The 15281-nt window shown below is 33.4% G+C and carries 14 protein-coding genes; 4 read left to right on the top strand and 10 right to left on the bottom strand.

Translation table 11 applies throughout. The features are described from left to right. Nucleotides 1-142: 142 nt before the first annotated feature. The 4 genes from ACFWM3_RS16450 to ACFWM3_RS16435 form a co-directional block, all read right to left on the bottom strand. Complete coding sequence (locus tag ACFWM3_RS16450; protein ID WP_390312127.1) at nucleotides 143-400, bottom strand: DUF1871 family protein; 258 nt, start codon at nucleotides 398-400, stop codon at nucleotides 143-145. Nucleotides 401-480: 80 nt separating this feature from the next. Continuing rightward, nucleotides 481-939 carry a hypothetical protein gene (locus tag ACFWM3_RS16445; RefSeq protein WP_390312126.1) on the bottom strand — a complete coding sequence of 153 codons (459 nt, stop codon included), beginning with the start codon at nucleotides 937-939 and terminating at the stop codon, nucleotides 481-483. 116 nt (nucleotides 940-1055) lie between these two features. After that, nucleotides 1056-1397: an Imm32 family immunity protein gene (locus tag ACFWM3_RS16440; RefSeq protein WP_390312125.1), complete on the bottom strand. Its 342-nt coding sequence runs from the start codon at nucleotides 1395-1397 to the stop codon at nucleotides 1056-1058. Nucleotides 1398-1541: 144 nt separating this feature from the next. Then, nucleotides 1542-2963 carry a SpoVR family protein gene (locus tag ACFWM3_RS16435; RefSeq protein WP_390312124.1) on the bottom strand — a complete coding sequence of 474 codons (1422 nt, stop codon included), beginning with the start codon at nucleotides 2961-2963 and terminating at the stop codon, nucleotides 1542-1544. A 592-nt stretch (nucleotides 2964-3555) separates the two neighbouring features. Here ACFWM3_RS16435 and ACFWM3_RS16430 point away from each other — a divergent pair. Then, nucleotides 3556-3813: a YhdB family protein gene (locus tag ACFWM3_RS16430; RefSeq protein ID WP_335473349.1), complete on the top strand. Its 258-nt coding sequence runs from the start codon at nucleotides 3556-3558 to the stop codon at nucleotides 3811-3813. A gap of 41 nt (nucleotides 3814-3854) precedes the next feature. Here ACFWM3_RS16430 and ACFWM3_RS16425 read toward each other — a convergent pair whose 3' ends face one another. After that, the gene (locus tag ACFWM3_RS16425; RefSeq protein WP_390312123.1) at nucleotides 3855-5579 is read right to left on the bottom strand and encodes a phospho-sugar mutase; all 1725 of its coding nucleotides are present in this window, start codon (nucleotides 5577-5579) and stop codon (nucleotides 3855-3857) included. A 173-nt stretch (nucleotides 5580-5752) separates the two neighbouring features. Here ACFWM3_RS16425 and ACFWM3_RS16420 point away from each other — a divergent pair, with 173 nt between their 5' ends. Continuing rightward, nucleotides 5753-5965: a DUF1540 domain-containing protein gene (locus ACFWM3_RS16420; RefSeq protein ID WP_056471273.1), complete on the top strand. Its 213-nt coding sequence runs from the start codon at nucleotides 5753-5755 to the stop codon at nucleotides 5963-5965. 48 nt (nucleotides 5966-6013) lie between these two features. On the opposite strand, the gene ACFWM3_RS16415 is transcribed toward ACFWM3_RS16420, so the two are convergent. After that, complete coding sequence (locus ACFWM3_RS16415; protein WP_390312122.1) at nucleotides 6014-6880, bottom strand: SDR family oxidoreductase; 867 nt, start codon at nucleotides 6878-6880, stop codon at nucleotides 6014-6016. Between the two features lie 187 nt (nucleotides 6881-7067). Here ACFWM3_RS16415 and ACFWM3_RS16410 point away from each other — a divergent pair, with 187 nt between their 5' ends. Next, nucleotides 7068-8369: an NCS2 family permease gene (locus ACFWM3_RS16410; RefSeq protein WP_390312121.1), complete on the top strand. Its 1302-nt coding sequence runs from the start codon at nucleotides 7068-7070 to the stop codon at nucleotides 8367-8369. A gap of 649 nt (nucleotides 8370-9018) precedes the next feature. Here the strand turns inward: ACFWM3_RS16410 and ACFWM3_RS16405 are convergent. Both ACFWM3_RS16405 and ACFWM3_RS16400 read right to left on the bottom strand, forming a co-directional pair. Continuing rightward, nucleotides 9019-9891 (bottom strand): patatin-like phospholipase family protein, encoded by an 873-nt coding sequence (locus ACFWM3_RS16405; RefSeq protein WP_056471281.1) that lies wholly within the window; start codon nucleotides 9889-9891, stop codon nucleotides 9019-9021. A gap of 331 nt (nucleotides 9892-10222) precedes the next feature. Further along, the gene (locus tag ACFWM3_RS16400; RefSeq protein WP_390312120.1) at nucleotides 10223-12619 is read right to left on the bottom strand and encodes a penicillin acylase family protein; all 2397 of its coding nucleotides are present in this window, start codon (nucleotides 12617-12619) and stop codon (nucleotides 10223-10225) included. 128 nt (nucleotides 12620-12747) lie between these two features. Here ACFWM3_RS16400 and ACFWM3_RS16395 point away from each other — a divergent pair, with 128 nt between their 5' ends. Continuing rightward, a complete protein-coding gene (locus ACFWM3_RS16395; protein ID WP_056471286.1) occupies nucleotides 12748-13302 on the top strand; it encodes a thioredoxin family protein in 555 nt (184 codons plus the stop codon). Between the two features lie 62 nt (nucleotides 13303-13364). Here ACFWM3_RS16395 and ACFWM3_RS16390 read toward each other — a convergent pair whose 3' ends face one another. Both ACFWM3_RS16390 and ACFWM3_RS16385 read right to left on the bottom strand, forming a co-directional pair. Continuing rightward, complete coding sequence (locus ACFWM3_RS16390) at nucleotides 13365-14141, bottom strand: prepilin peptidase (RefSeq protein ID WP_390312119.1); 777 nt, start codon at nucleotides 14139-14141, stop codon at nucleotides 13365-13367. A gap of 203 nt (nucleotides 14142-14344) precedes the next feature. Further along, complete coding sequence (locus tag ACFWM3_RS16385; RefSeq protein WP_056471290.1) at nucleotides 14345-14803, bottom strand: C40 family peptidase; 459 nt, start codon at nucleotides 14801-14803, stop codon at nucleotides 14345-14347. Between the last annotated feature and the right edge of the window lie 478 nt (nucleotides 14804-15281).

Genomic DNA, 15281 nt, shown 5'->3' with positions numbered 1-15281 from the left:
CTTTAGCCCTCCAAGACTCGCTACGAGCGAATGGCTAGTTCTTACTCGACGGGAATCCCACCCGTTATATGACACGACCTAGGCTCGGCCGCACATGCATGCGTTAGTTGCATTAGAGTTTAATCTAGATTGGTTGAAACTTTTACTTTTGAAACTGCCCCCATATATTTTTAGCGATTGTAAGACAACTTTCAAAGGAAAATTCTTCACCAAACCACTTTTCAAAAACATTTTTAGTTAATATAGCAAGCTCTTGTTCTGTATTTACTGACTTTAACTCATTTACAATATTTTTAATTTCTGGATCATATTCATCATCTGGAGCTCCCCCGGATAATAAACCCATAGGATCCCATTTATCAATTTCTATTTTTACGATTTCATAAGGCAATAACTTCAATAGGATATCTCCTTTTTATAATCTATCTTTCTGTCCTTTAAACTGCTCAACTATTTCACCCGTTTGTTGAATAAGGATTTTTAGATGTTACTCTTGATATCCTCTATAAGAGAAGACTTCAAACCAGAGATTTTTTCAACCACTTCGTTAGAAATCCCTTCCTTTAAAGCCTTTTCAGCTATTTCTATGGAGTTGTTTGTTGTTTCAACAAGAATTTTTATAAACTTATTATCATCGAAATTAAGAATATCATCTTCATCTTCTCCATCCAATGTATAAACAGACTTATATGAACCAATATTTTCGTCATTATAATAAATCCATAGAAAGACATAAATAAAATCATTATTATTAAATATGTGAGTAAACTGGATTTTTTTAACCTCTAATTTAATTAGTCTTTTATCCATATCTCCAAATTTAAATTCAAAATCGGAATCCTCGTTCCTCCAGTTATCAAGGTATGTCCAAAATCCATTAATCGTTCTGTGTTCTATATTGTGTTTTTTATACCATTGTATTAACATCTCTGAATTCATAGCTTACTCCCTAATGAAAATTTCCTGCTATTTTTGTTGAATAAAAAATCGACTAAACTAAATAGCCGATCTGGTTGTTGAACTAATGCAATGCGTTATTTACATAACAAAACATCTTATTTTGTATATTCATCGAAGGAGTCATACTCACCACAACCCACTATTAATTCGCAACTTTCAGGATGAAGCATTATCCCCATTGATTGAACTACATTTCCTTTACTAATTGGTTCAATATGAAAGTGTTTACCATCTTTATAATTATGTGCTAAACGAATTAACTCAGTACCTAATCCAATTAAAGCATTTTTACTTAGGGAAATCATTACTCTACAATCATTTGTGATATTATTTCCGTTACTATCAAGAACTGTTACTTCGGCAATATTGTTTCCTTCTATTTCAAACACTTCTTCTTTATCAAAATCGTTTGCCAAATTAATATTATAAACTGTCATATCAAACACCCCACCCATACATTTTTTGTATAATTTTACCACATCTTATTCAACTAAACTGCCATTTAGTTGCACAAGGTTCACTTACCGAAAAAAATTTTATACATTCTAATCTAATAAGAAAACCACCTAAATAAGGTGGCTTTAAATATACTTCCGATGAATATTCTTCCCATCATAACTAAACAAAACAGACTTATTCTCAATATTAGTCTCCAAATGAACCCCTCTACCCCACAACTGATGAATATAAGGCATTACCTTCTCTACATACTTCACATCAAGTTCCATATGTTCATAGGAGTGCTTCAAATAAAGCTCCCCATTTTTTAAATAATCTCCTTCTTGTACAACGATATATGGGAATCCTCCATTTACCCTACTAACTACAAGTTGGTCTCTTACATTCTCCCATGCTTTATCAGTAACTTTATATTCCTTACCTTGTCGCTGGAATAGATACATATCTTCACGCATGACAAGGTCTTTCGTTAAGTAGTTTCGTATAAATGAACTATCAGACTCTAACTCTCGTACTTCAAACATTTTTTCTCGACCGCTGCCAGGTTTAACACCTAACTCTATCATTTCTTTGCTTGGATTATTATATCGCTCTTCGATATCTTCAAACATTCTTAGTCCTAAATAATACGGGTTAATGCTTGTTTTTGATGGCTGAACTACTCCTGCATTAAGCTTTGCGTACTCAATCGCTTCATTAGAATCAAGATTTAGTTCGCGCATAATTCTTATATGCCAATAACTAGCCCAGCCTTCATTCATAATTTTCGTTTCAAGCTGTGGCCAGAAATACAGCATTTCTTCTCGTAACATAGTCAGGATGTCACGTTGCCATTCTTCTAGTTCTCTTGAGTATTCTTCGATAAATAATAAGATATCTTTTTCGGGTTGTGGTGGGAATTGTTTGCGTTTAATTGGGATAAGGTTTGAATCACTTTTCTTCTCTTTACTTTGATCCATATTCCATAAATCATCGTATGGTGTAACTCTTTTTTTCTCTTTCATTGGGAAATCAGTTTCTAAATCATAAGCCAGTTTTGGTCGCATTAATGATGGATCAATATGCTCTTGAATTGAGAGTACTGCATCTAGGAAATTTTCTACTTCTTGCTTTCCGTATATATGTTCATAGTGTTTAATTCGTTCAGCAGTAGCTGCCATACTTTCAACCATATCTCTCTTCGTGTTTGAGAAACGAATATTATTTTTAAAGAAGTCACAATGAGCTAAAACGTGTGCAACGATTAATTTATTTTGAACGAGAGAGTTTGTATCTAATAAAAACGCATAACATGGGTCAGAGTTGATTACTAATTCATAAATTTTGCTTAACCCTAAATCGTAATGAAGCTTCATTTTATAAAACTGTTTTCCAAAGCTCCAGTGGGAGAATCTTGTAGGCATACCGTAAGCGCCAAATGTATATATGATATCTGCTGGACAGATTTCATAGCGCATTGGGTAAAAGTCTAGCCCAAATCCTCTCGCAATTTCTGTAATTTCATCAATAGCAAATTCCAACGCTCTATAATCACTTGCCTTCATCACACTCTCCTCCTGTCTCTTCTTATATTATTCTATGAACTGAAAATTGAATTAATGTAAAAATAGTCATATCTCTACTATATTCATATGCTTAATTTGAAACTTTTTGAAATCATAAACATAAAAAAACGTATGAAAAAAATTCATACGGTAGTTAATTTTATTTGTACAATGCGATTGATATAACTTCTTTTTTGAGTACTTTTATTTTTGATTAAGGAAAGTACAAAAGCAGTTTGGAGTACAGAGTTTCTCCAGTATTTTTTATTGATTCTAATCTTATTATCCCTGTTTCTTGTAAAAGTATACATAAGTTAAATTCCGGGGAGCGCAATAAATTCTGGGAATCAAAATTAAATTCCGGGAATCGCAATAATTTCCGGAAGCCTATTTTTTAATAATTTGATCAAAACTAATAAAGTATTTCTAAAATAAGAAAAATCACTCTTTACTTCCTGTTTTCCCTATCATTGCTGGACTTAACCATCCTTTTTTTACCTAACCTCTACCGTAACCTTTTGTTAAATTCTCTCATGGCTAATTAATTTTTTTCGCCATAAACTATGTGTACCCTCTAAAAAGGAGGTTCACAATGCAAGTACAATCCGATTATGATTTAGCATTGTATTACACTTATTGTTGTCAATGGGATAAGCTCCTCGTGTTAATGGTAAATACGAAAGACGAACTTTTTTCAAAGCGTATCGAACATTTTCTACATGCCTTTAAATACGAGAGGGACTTAGCGATTATTGATGAAAAACTAAAAGGTATGTTCCAACATATAGAGCATGCTACTAGAGAAGAAAGCGCAGTGGAACAATCTTTTATCTCATCATTAGAGCTTTAACTAAAATAAATGAAAAGAGCGACTAAATAGTCGCTCTTTTTTTAGACTAATACTTCAATTTTTTCCATAAATGCTTGTTGTAAACTATCCAATTTTTGGATGCTATCTTCACGAGATTGTCCAACAATTCCAAAGTAGAACTTGATTTTTGGTTCAGTTCCAGATGGACGTAGGCATACCCATGAACCGTCTTCAAGTTGATACTTTAATACATTTGATTTAGGTAGAAGTATCTGTTCTTTTTCCCCTGATTCTAAAGTCGATTTCTCTTGAAGTTTATAATCTTCAACTGTAACAACTTTTAGACCATTTATATCAACAGGAGGATTTTGACGGTAATTTGTTAAAATCGATTGAATTTTTTCTGTACCTTCAATCCCTTTTAATGTTAATGATTTTAATCCTTCTAAGTAATAGCCATATTGCTCATATAAGCTATTTAGGCCTTCATATAAAGTCATACCTTTTGTTTTATAATAAGTAGCAATTTCTGCAGCAAGTACTGTTGCTTGAATTGCGTCTTTATCACGAACAAATGGTTTAATTAAATAGCCATAGCTTTCTTCATAACCGAATAAGAATGAGTATTCGTTCGTTTGCTCATATTCCTTAATTTTTTCACCGATAAACTTAAATCCAGTAAGTGTATCGATTGTTTTCACACCGAATTTTGATGCAATTACTTGACCAAATTCAGATGTAACGATTGTTTTAAGTAATAGTGCATTTGAAGGTACATCTTGTTGGGTTAATAAATAATGAAGCATTAATGCTCCTGTTTGGTTTCCAGTTAAGACTACGTATTCGCCGTTTTCATTTTTTGTCGCGATTCCTAAACGGTCAGCATCAGGGTCAGTTGCAATTAATACATCTGCATCAATCTCTTTACCGTAACGAATTGCATATTCAAATGCTGCGTGTTCTTCAGGGTTCGGTGATTTTACAGTTGTGAAATTTGGATCTGCTATTGCTTGTTCTTTAACAATTGTTACATTTTCGAAGCCAACAGCTTTTAATGACATCGTTGCAGGCACTATTGCTGTGCCGTGTAGTGGTGTAAAAACAATTTTTAAATCCTTACCATGTTCATGAACTAAATCGCTGTTAACAACAACAGTTTTTAGTTGCTCTACATATAATTTGTCCATTTCTTCATCTAATCTATGTATTAAGCCCTTTTCAACTAATTCTTGTTCAGAAGATACTTCAATTTCCAACTCATTTTCAAATGAATTAACATATTCAATTACTTGATCAGCAGCAGCTGGAGGTAATTGAGCACCATCATCACCATAAACTTTAAATCCATTATATTCAGGTGGGTTATGGCTAGCCGTAATGACAATTCCACCGAAGCAGTTTAACTCACGTACTGCAAATGATAATTCTGGTGTAGGACGTAATTCATTGAAAACATAGGCTTTAATGCCATGTGTTGCAAGTGTTTTTGCTGCTTCCATTGCAAACTCAGGACTTTTATGACGAGAATCGAAAGCAATTGCAACTCCACGGTTTTTTGCTTCTTCTCCAAAGCTTTCAATATATTTTGCAAAACCAGCAGATGCTTTACGAATAGTATAAATGTTCATACGATTCGTTCCAGGTCCGATTTCTCCGCGCATTCCACCAGTTCCGAATTCTAAATTTTGATAGAAACTTTCCTTAAGTATAAGCTGATTATTCTCAAGTTTAATTAATTGTTCTTTTAGTTCTTGATCTAATGTCGGTGATTTAATCCATTTTTCATAAGTTGTTTCCCAATTCATATTTGTTCTCCTCCTATACTTAATCAGAGTTTGATTCGATAAAAGTCTTCCTAACTCCTTCTATCTTGATAAAAGTTTACAATATTCTCTCTAAAAATTCTACAATGGTACTACTTTAAATCTGAATGAGATTGCAAAGTATGTAGAAAATAAGACAAAAGGAGGGCGAGTTCATGCCAGAAATTAGATGTAGTGTTGCAAATTGTAATTTTTGGGGGCAGGGAAACTTTTGCCAAGCAGACTCAATTCTTGTTCAAACTGAAGCATATGAATACTCAAATGACTTTGATTTAACGATTCAAAATGCAGTCTTAGACGGTGAAATAACTACTTCTGCGGTACATAGTGGTGAAACTTGCTGTCACACGTTTCGACCTAAATATTAATGAAATGGTGCCATTTACATTTTATCGTATATGGCACCATTTATTAGTTTATCCGTTTACGATTACTCCACCATTAACATGAATCATTTGCCCTGTAATGAAGGAAGCTTCATTGCTGGCTAAATAAAGATATGCCGGTGCGAGCTCTACAGGCTGTCCAGCTCGTTTCATTGGAGTTGTGCTACCAAACTTTGCTACTTCTTGTTCCTCAAAACTTGCTGGAATCAATGGGGTCCAAATTGGCCCAGGAGCTACACCATTAACCCGAATTCCCTTCTGAGCAAGATTTGTAGAAAGTGAGCGAGTAAATGTGACAATCGCTCCTTTCGTCGCAGAGTAATCCAATAATTGATCATGTCCTTTATAAGCGGTAATTGACGCAGTATTAATAATCGAATCACCTTGCTTCATATGTGGAAGGCAAGCTTTTGATAAAAAGAACATTGGATAAATATTTGTTTCAAATGTTCTTTTTAATTGCTCCTCAGTAATGTCTTCCAAATTCTTTTGTGGATATTGAACAGCAGCATTGTTCACTAAAATGTTAATTTTTCCGAAGGTTTGAATTGCATTTTGAACGATTTGTTTACAAACTTCCTCTGTTCGAATGTCACATCTCATTATTTCACAATTTCCACCTAAATCATTTATGTATTTCTTTGTGTCCTGTGCATCAACATCTTCATCTAAATAAGGAATAAAGACTGATGCCCCTTCTTTTGCAAAAAGTATAGCAACTGCTCTTCCAATCCCACTATCTCCTCCAGTAATAATGGCTACTTTTCCCTTTAATTTACCACTTGGTGCGTAATTGGGATCATCCGATATCGGTATTGGTGTCATTTCCTTTTCAATACCTGGTTGCTTATTTTGATGTTGTGGAATAAATTTAGTCGGAAACTGTTTTTGAGTCATTTACTACATCCTCCTTTTATATAATTCAGATTTAGCATACCCAAATCGTATATTTAGGAATACTAAACATAATTGAATTTGTTAAAAGATGTAAAAATCCCAAAAAGTATTGCACTTTAACGAGAAAACGAATATTATTAATAACTGTTGAGTATATCATTCGTATTTTTTAACAAGGAGAACTATTATGTTTAAATTAAAAGAGGCTAACACCACCGTTAAAACAGAAATTATAGCCGGCTTTACAACTTTTTTAACTATGGCTTATATAATTATTGTAAATCCTATTATATTATCCGATGCTGGTGTTCCATTTAACCAAGCATTTACTGCAACAATCATTGCAACTTTAGTCGGAACATTATTTATGGCAATGTTCGGAAACTACCCAATCGCGATTGCTCCCGGAATGGGAATGAATGCATATTTTGCTTATTCGGTTGTTTCAAAAGCACATGGTATTTCATATCAATTAGCTTTCTCAGCTGTATTTATTACAGGTATTTTATTCGTTATTCTATCTTTAACAAAATTTAGAACGCATTTAATAGAAGCAATTCCAAATACATTAAAACATGCAATTAGTGTTGGAATTGGATTATTTATCGCATTTATAGGTTTACGTCTTTCAGGTATAATCGTTGCTAACAAAGATAATCTTGTAGGGTTAGGAAATCTCCATTCTCCTGGTGTAGTCCTTACTATAGTCGGAATTGCAATTACAATTATCTTATTTACCTTAAATGTAAATGGAGCTTTATTCTTCGGAATGGCTGCAACAGCAATAATCGCAGGATTAGCTGGAAAATTACACATTAAAGGAAGTATATTCTCTTTCCCTAAATTACCTGAGGGTATCATTGTTACTAATCCAATAACAGCAGCTTCAGATGTCATTCATTATGGACTATATTCAGTTGTCTTTTCATTCTTATTAGTTACAATTTTTGATACGACAGGTACATTCTTAGGAGTAGCTTCACAAGCTGGTTTATTAAATAAGAAAGATGAAAAACGTACTGGTCGTGCGATGCTTTCTGATTCATTCGGTACAACAATTGGAGCTATGTTTGGTACTTCACCAACAACAGCTTATATCGAATCTACAGCAGGTGTTGCTGCTGGAGGTAGAACGGGTTTAACGGCACTTGTCGTTGCATTACTATTCGTTTTCGCAGCATTCTTTAGCCCACTTGTTAATTCAATTTCTGGTGTAGCAGCAATTACATCACCATCATTAATCGTAGTAGGTTGCTTAATGATGGGTAGCGTACGTCATATTGAGTGGGATAACTTTGAAGAAGCATTCCCTGCATTTCTAGTTATTATCACAATGCCACTTACGTCAAGTATTGCTACAGGTATCGCGCTTGGATTTATTACCTATCCATTATTAAAAGTCGTTAAAGGAAAAGCAAAAGATGTTAAACCAGTTATTTATATTTTTGGAATTTTATTCTTAATCCAAATGGTTTTTTTCCCACATTAATATTGTAAAATATAAAGCACATTGTCTTTAAAAAGATTAATGTGCTTTTTTATTTTTTATTTAGGTACTAGCCTTTCCTTGATGGGACATCTATGCATAAGTTGTTTATGTAGATTATTCAAGGAGGTGTTCTACGATGTGGAACAACCAAGATCAAGTCAATATGAACTCAAGTAGATGTAGACGTAATGACTGTGACTGTGACGATTGCAGAAGAAGACGCTGTGATTTTGATGATTGTGATAGAGATCGTTGCGATTGCCGTCGCCATGATTGTCACTGCAATTGCAGATGCTGTTGCTCTAGAAGAAGAAGTAACTGTGGCTGTATGAATCCGTGTTTAGGTGTCGATATGGTAATGTTTGAAATGATGATGAAAAACATGATGAATAACAATAACAACAAAAATAATAACAATGACAAGGATTAATCGTTTATCTCCCTCCCCCTATTTTAAAAAATGATTTAAAATTATTAGGTTGATCAAACTGTTGACAAACGCTGGCTTTCTATGTTGTTTTACTTGTCTTTATTTACCGTTTAATAAACCATTTTCTTATCATGCTTCGTACTTTGAAAGACAAGCGTTTTCAATCAGTCTGATGATCTTACTATTAGTATATTTTTAACATATTAAAACGACCTGGAATTAACAGGTCGTTTTTTCGTATGAAGTAAATTCTAGAATTTGTTCACGAAGACGCTTAGCATCTTCATACCCTTCTTTATATAAGTCTAATAAACGTGCTTTATTTCGTTCAATTCGGCCAACCTTTAACTTTTGTACAGGACGAATGACTAATATATTTCCAGCTTTTTCTTGCTCCTCAATATATTCTAATTGCTTATTATAAACTTCATATCTATTTAATACAGCCTGAACAAGTCCTGGATAATCTTTATACTTTTTTTGCAAATACCAAGTACCTTTTGAAGGTTTTTTACGATAACCAGCATTTCTAGTTAAAACAACTATATTTCTACGATTGCCATCCGCTTCAGATTTAGCGATTGGAATCGGATCTGCAATGCCACCATCCATCAAGAAATGATTATTAAACTTAATGATTGGCGCCATTAACGGTAAAGAACTTGATGCTCGAATTATATTTAACATATCGGTTGATTCTACAATTCGATCTTTATCAAAATAAACAGGTTCTCCCGTAACACAATCAGTCGTTCCAACTACAAATTTTTGCTCAGCATTATAAAAAGAATCAAAATCAAATGGATCTAATTCATTAGGAATAATATCAAATAATAAGTCCATGCCAAAAAGCTGCTTATTACGAATTAAATTTTTAAAAGAAATATAATCTGGATGCTGTAAAAATTCCGTATTTACTCGTTTATTACGACCATGTTGTTTTGATAGATAAGAAGTTCCCATACAAGCACCAGCAGAAACACCTATCACATAAGGAATTTCTATTTTTTGTTCAAGAAAATAATCAAGAACACCGGCTGTATAAATCCCTCTCATTCCTCCACCTTCGAGAACTAAGCCCATTTCATTCATTTTCACAGCCCCCCTTTTTTTAATTAGTTTAGGACAATCTATTTAAATATTTTATTATATGAGGTGATGAAAGGGAAGAAATTAGAGTTGTGCAATTAATAACTGGGGATTGCAATTAAAAATCGAATATCGCAATTATAATACTCAAATTCACCGCTCCTCCAACTATTTTTGCTTAATCTAAAATAAAACTAATTCCTTTCTCCCCATTCCTATTCAATTTTACAAATCACTTATTGGTTCCCTTAAAGAATGACTATATAGATCACTACAATTTTACTTCTCAAACAAAAGACAGACCACATAAAGGTCTGTCCTCTATACTTCCTTCCTACTTCTTCTTTACTTTTCCCGGTTCGAACATTTCTGTAACACCTTCAACACTTTTCAACGAAGTAGTATGATATGTTCCATTTGCCCAATCTTCCATTTGGTCACTATACCATTTGCTTCCGAGGTTTCCGGATTGACCTGGTCCTACTACGTTTACTGATTTACTTAAATCTGCAAAGTCTACAACAGTTCTCCATGATGCACCATGGTCTACGATTCCTTGGTCATCATATCCTGCTGCTTTGACAGTAGTTGCGCTACCTCCTACTGGGATTGGATCTCTCGCATTAAAGAAATAGCTTAAGATTTTAATACTGGATAATGGGTGTTCGAAAGCAACTCTATGGTGATCGCCCCAGTTCCACTTAGCTACATTTTGACCGTCAGTTTTGCTAATATTTTTAATTGTTGATTTGAAGGTTTTTAATAAAAGTTTATCAATTCCGCCTTGTTCATCAACCCAGATCACTTTTTTCCCATTTAAGCTGTCACGTAGCAATTGATCGACCACGACTTTGCGGTCTCCAAATAAATCCATCATATCGTTTGAGATTTGTTGATCGAACAATGCTTTATTTATTTCAGTCATCCACATTTGGAATATAAGAGGAGAAGCTTCATCTTTATCATCTATAAAATTCCATTTTTCAAGTTCCTTTAAAGCTGATTTTTCAACAGATGATAATTGATCTTTATTTTGTTTTACTGACTTAATAAACTTCGGTGCATGTTCTTTCGCCTGTAAATTCATTTCGTCCATTTGTAGCTTTTGCATATTTTTAACAGTTAATTTGTCATTCTTTTTTAATACTTCCTGAATGCGCAATTGACGATAAGGCTGTGCCCATGAGTTTGAAATATGGTATGGATATGTATCATCAACTACTTTATTATTTGCAGATGAAATAAATCCTACCTTTGGATTAATGATTGTTGGTAGTTTATCGTATGGAATAGATCCTTTCCAACCGTAATCACTAGTCCACCCTGGTACTGGCATTAGCCCATCACCTTTTTTACGGATTGGAATTTTTCCATTTGCTCGGTAGGCAATTGTTCCGTCATCCGATGCAAATACGAAATTTTGGGCAGGAGCTTCAAATAAAGCTAATCCTTCTTTAAATGAATTCCAATCCTTTGCAACGTCAAATTTTAAAACGGCTTCTAGCTCCGTTGTTGGTTGTAGCGCTGTCCATTGTAAAGAGAATACAGTATCTTTTCCAGCGTCGCTTGCAAATTCCGAAATCACTGGACCATGTCTCGTAATCATTACAGGTAAAATTTTATTCTTTTTACCTTTAATTTTGATCGTTTCATTTATAACCTGTGCCTTTTCCCATTGACCATCATATAAAAATTCGTCTGCCTTATTTGGATTTCGTTTTTCAATATATAAATCTTGTACATCCGGGCCTACGTTTGTTACTCCCCAGGCAATATGTTCATTATGACCAACGATGATTCCAGGTACCCCTGCAAAAATTACACCACTTACATTCATATCACCAGATTTTAATTGAGTTTCATACCAAATTGCCGGTGTCGCTAATCCTAAATGAGGATCATCTGCTAATAGTGGTTTACCGGACTTTGTTTTAGATCCACTAACAACCCAATCATTACTTCCATTCCAAACAGGTGGAATAATTGCACTTGCAAAGCTCTTTTCTACGTCTATTTTTGAAGTATTACTTGGAATAATATACGGATCTATATCATTATTAGCAGGAAATAGCTCCAATGCCTTGTCCTTTGGAAATTTATTCATAGCATAATAACGAAATGCTTGTTCATTCCAATGACCGCCTAAATCAAATGCCATATATTTACCAATCACTAGTGAGTCAATTGCCGTCCATTTAGTTGGTTTATATTTTAAAATTTTAAATTCAACTGGTAGTTTATTTTCCTTTATTGCGTATTTTATGTATGCATTTACTCCTTCTGCATACCAATTTAAAACATTTTGTCCATTTTTATCGTACTTGCTGTAAGAAGCTTCAGCAGCTCTTCTTAAACCAAGCGTTCGAAAATATGAGTCACGCTCCACTGTAGCATCACCAATTATTTCACTTAATTGTCCGGACGCTTGTCTCCTGCTTAAATCTATTTGAAATAATCGATCTTGTGCAGTTACAAAGCCTTGCGCAACATACAAATCATGCAAACTCTTAGCACTAATATGAGGTACTCCTTTATCATCTCTAACTACCTCTACTTTATGATTTAATGTACTAATCGTTAAATTTCCTTTAATGCTTGGTAATGATTTTTTTGTTAAGTACAGGCCGGTTCCCACAACGATTAAAACGATAACGATTAAGATAGTTGATGTAACTTTAACCCACTTTGGAAAGCGCTTCCGGCTTTTTGACATCTCAATAGGCGTACTCATTTTTCTCCCTCCTGCTTAAACTGCATATACAACATATACTGTATATTATTTCTGCAAGTCTTATTGCATTCCTTCTTATGACGAATAGGGTATAATACTATTTATTAACATTAAAGGAGTGGATGGAAATGTCATTAAATTCTTGGTTCGAAAAGGGCATGAATTTTCAAGAATATGTAGATGCAATGAATGTAAATAAAGAAGAACTTCTAAAAATCTATAATGAAGTTACGATTCCTGAAAGTACACAAGCAAAACTTGAACAATTAAAGAATCGTCATTGGAAGGTTGTTACTTTAACTGCAGATTGGTGTGGAGATGCATTACTTAATGTACCAGTTATTCAAAAAATGATGGAAATAGCTAATATAGATACTAGATTCCTAATTCGAGATGAAAACCTAGAATTAATGGATCAATATTTAACAAACGGTAAATCTCGTTCTATTCCAATTTTTGTTTTTATGGATGAAAAAGGGAATGAAGTAAATGTATGGGGTCCACGTTCTACGGAAATTGAAGAAATTGTAATTGAGATGAAAAAAGGGCTTCCAGATAAAGATGACCCAAATTTCCAAGAAAAACAAACTGCTGTTTTTAAAGCAATTCGAACAAACTTCGTTGAAGACAAAAAATACTGGAATTCAGTTATTAATAGTGTAGAAGAAAAACTATTCTCATAAAAAAAGTACTGGTTATTTAGTTGAAAGAATTTTTCAATTAAATAGCCTTTTTAATTATCGGCTTAACAAAAAATTATATCGTAAAATTCTAATAGATTTTCACTATAAAAATAACTTACTAACCCACCTATTGCGATGAATGGACCAAAAGGAATCGAATTTCGTTGCTTTAATTTTCCGGACAATATTACGATTAATCCATAAATACTGCCTGAAAAACATGCAAGTATAAATGCAATGAGAGTTATTTTCCACCCTAAAATTATACCTAGCACACAAAATAACTTTATGTCTCCTCCTCCCATACCACCTTTACTAATCAGATTAATTAGAAGCAAAACCACGAATGCTCCTAACGCTCCTACTATACTACTCCACCAAGGATCCAATGGAATTAAGAGTCGTTCAAAACTAAAAATAAATAAAAAGATTAGTAGAATACGATTAGGGATAATCATATATTTCACATCCGAAACAACAATAATGATTAATAAAGATATTATCGAAAGAGCGAGCATTAAATCTTTATGAAAACCAGTTTCATAGATGGATAAAACAAATAACATGCCTGTTAGTATTTCAATTAATAAATATAGTTTGGAAATTAGAGTGCCGCAGCTTCGACATTTCCCTCTTTGGAGTAAGAAAGAAAATACTGGTATCAATTCTAGAGAACTCAATTTATGTCCACAATTTGAACATGAGGAACCTGGTGAAATAATCGATTTCCCAATCGGAACTCTTAACCCGACAACATTAAAAAAAGAACCAAATACTAGACCTAAAACAAAAAAAGTAAAGTAGACTATTGCTATAATTACCAACTCCCTTAAATTCATGTAACTAGTTTAGTTAAGGGTCATTATATCATTGGAACATAATCTACTTATTTATTAAATAAGAAAACTTTATGAAAAGATAAAGAAAACTCGGCGATTGGTGGAGACAAAGACGTAGTTGCACTTATATTTTATTCCTAAAAAAGTGCAAAAAAAAGCAATCTACCATTCTTAAGAAAAGTAAATTGCATTTATTATTATGTTTAATTAATTACGCTACCTGAGCCAGCGAATTTTGGTTTCCAATATGTATTAGAAAGACTTACTACAGCTACTCCCTTACTTGAAGTCGCTGAAATAAATGTATTATTTCCCATGAAAATTCCTACATGGCTAATACCTTTTTTGTATGTATTTTTGAAGAAAACTAAATCACCAGGAACAGGCTTTTTAACAACTGAGCTGACAGTATACATCGACGAAGCAGTTCGAGGTAATGTAGTACCTACTTTTTTGTATACATACCCTACGTAACCTGAACAGTCAAAACCTTTAGTAGATGTACCACCAAAACGATATGGCACTCCAGTATATTGTTTAGCGATTTTTGTTACCTGATTTTTCTTTGAGTATGGGTTATATGTAGATGCTGCTTGTGATTTAGTCGTAAAAAATACCATGCTCAGTAAGCATACGAAAGCTATAAGGACTTGCTTTTTCATCTCTTTCTCCCCCTTCATTGATAATGTAAGTCTAACAAAATATAATTTTGAAAGCCATTACAGGAGTGTTACAAATTGTCGAAGTGTTTGTAATACTATAAAACCTTGTAGGTTTTTGCCAAAAATATGCAGAAAAAATGACTATCATTCGACAGCCATTTTTTTAGAGTATTGAAAAATTCAAACACTAATTCCCCTTAATTGATAGGAGTATGAGCCCCGTTAGATAGAAGTGTTCTTACTTGATTTAACGGTGAAATCTAGTGTAAAAGTTCGGATCATTCTTTAACAATTAAATGGGAAGATTTTTTTGTTTTTACTAAATTATGTTTAGTTTTGTTTGTTTCAAAGTCTAATTTAATGTTATTTCTCTAATTATTTGATTATATTTTTCTATTACCCTATGTTTCGTATTCTTATTTGCAGTTTCAGCTTTTTAATTGCACTTCCACAGATTCCCCCCATGGAAAGCGAGCAT

This window comes from Gottfriedia sp. NPDC058432, from assembly GCF_042721555.1.
Lineage (GTDB): Bacteria > Bacillota > Bacilli > Bacillales > Bacillaceae_G > Gottfriedia.
The sequence above is the reverse complement of the archived record's forward strand: the minus strand, read 5'-3'. Positions and strand labels throughout refer to the sequence as shown.